General features: G+C 57.6%; 2 protein-coding genes. One reads left to right on the forward strand and one right to left on the reverse strand.

The window, feature by feature from the left end; genetic code table 11:
• Positions 1-31: 31 nt before the first annotated feature.
• Entirely contained in the window at positions 32-679 is a 648-nt protein-coding gene (locus tag HKN37_14385; protein NNE47836.1) for a class I SAM-dependent methyltransferase, read from the reverse strand.
• Between the two features lie 135 nt (positions 680-814).
• On the opposite strand from HKN37_14385, the gene HKN37_14390 reads away from it, so the two are divergent.
• Positions 815-2,091, forward strand: a 1,277-nt coding sequence (locus HKN37_14390; GenBank protein NNE47837.1) for a DUF885 family protein, incomplete at its 3' end; no start/stop codon positions are given.

Raw genomic sequence — 2,091 nt, forward strand, 5'->3', positions numbered from 1 at the left:
TGCGACCGCGGTGTTGTTACCGGTCAGTTGTCTACCCAGCATCTCGACAGAAGAGCGTATACACGTATGGACGCTGCTCGCCCGAGGGCGTCCGATACTTGTAGCCGAACGAATGTACCAGACGATACTCCGGGCCCAGAGCGTCACCAATCAACACCTCACTGTAGCGCCGTACGGGAAGACCGCTGCAACGATCGACCCCGTCGAGGGAGAACGCCGCAATGATGACGTGGCCACCAGGACGCACGAGCCTGTGTAACGTGTCGAGATACAGATCTCGCTCACGGTCATCAATCAAGAAATGGAACATGGCACGATCGTGCCAGACATGTACTCGTCGTGCCAACCTCGCCAGCGAATCGGGTCTGAGCACATCGTCGACGACCCACGTCACACGTTCTGAATCGGCGGCGGGCATCCTGCCACGCGCTTCTGCCAGCGCCCTCGCGCTCACGTCAGTCGCTACGATCTCCTCGTACCCGAGGCTCAGAAGATTCGGAATAAGAGTGGACGCGCCAGACCCGACATCGAGGATGAGGGCATCCCGGGGAGCCCTGGTCCACTTTATCATTTCGATGGACTGCTCCGGAGAGTCCTCATACCATCCCAGGTGTTCGACATCACCCGGTTCATAGACGGCATCCCAGTGAGCCTGGCGATCTTCACCGAACTGATTCATGTGGTCATCGATCGTGTTTTGGTGGGCGTCGAGACGTTGAACGAAAGATCCGCCGCAAGGATCGTGAGAAGCACGAATGATTCGCATCAGGTACCTTGGAAAATCGACGTTCCTCTTCATCTTTAAGATGAATCCATGCGCCTCCGTACTCGCGTGAAAAGATTCCAGGATTCTCCCCTCCGGCTAGGAATTCTCGCCCTGGCAGGCAGCTTCGTATTGCTGCCCACACCGGCCGCATCGCAGAAAACGGCGACTTATCAAACTCATTCGACGAGCGAACTCCGCGATCTGGTGGAAGTGTACAGCACGGACAGAGATGCACTCCTTCGACGCTGGAATGTCGCTTTTTCTTCGGCTCGGCGCGAGCGAATGAGGTCATTCTACGAGCAATGGCAGCACGACCTCCAGTCACTGGACTACGAAGGGCTCAGTACCGAGGGACGTATCGACGCGACTCTGCTAAAGAACCGCATTCGCTACGAACTCCAGTTGCTTCTCCGAGAGATGACTCTGCGCAAGGATATGGACGACCTGGTTCCTTTCGCCGACAGCGTGATAGAACTGCAGGAGGCCCGACATCGTTTTGTGAGTGTTGATGCCGGCGGCGCAGCGACTCAGCTTGCCGGAATTCCCGCAGCGATCGAGCAAATGAGAACTCGGCTGTCCGATCCATCGGCGGCTGGGATGCCCTCACGGATCGTCGCGCTGCGAACCGCGAACTGGCTGGAGCAGCTTGTCGAAGAGTTGGAGAACTGGTACGAACACTACGCGGAGTTCGACCCCACCTTCACATGGTGGACGAAGCAGCCCGCCCGGCAGGCTACGGAATCGATTCGCGAGTATGCCGACTTCCTCAGAAGAGAAGTGGTCGGATTCACCGAGGATGAGGATCCGCCCATCGTTGGCGACCCGATCGGTGCGGATGGGCTCGGGGCCGACCTCCAACATGAGATGATACCATATAGGGCCGCGGAGTTAGTAGAGATTGCCGATCTCGAATATGCGTGGTGTGAACGAGAAATGCGCGCGGCCTCAGCCGAGCTGGGTTACGGTGATGATTGGAAAGCGGCGCTCGAGCACGTCAAAACACTGCATGTGGCACCGGGCGCTCAGCCCGAACTCGTTCGGCAGTTGGCGCACGAAGCTGTCGACTTCCTTCGGAAGAACGATCTTCTGACCATACCGCCCCTCGCAGAGGAGGTCTGGCGGATGACGATGCTTTCACCCGAGCGACAGAAGGTGGCACCCTTCTTTCTCGGTGGAGAAGTCGTGCAAGTGTCGTATCCGACGAGCGAAATGGCTCATGCCGACAAGCTGATGTCGATGCGCGGTAACAATATTCACTTCTCTCGTGCCGTCGTCCATCATGAACTCATTCCGGGCCATCACTTGCAAGGGTTCATGACAAGCCG

The organism is Rhodothermales bacterium, from assembly GCA_013002345.1.
Classification (GTDB): Bacteria; Bacteroidota; Rhodothermia; order Rhodothermales; family JABDKH01; genus JABDKH01.

Excerpts from the sequence above, each read along its gene's own strand:
- HKN37_14385 (NNE47836.1), bottom strand. The coding sequence starts at position 679 with ATGAATCAGTTCGGTGAAGATCGCCAGGCTCACTGGGATGCCGTCTAT.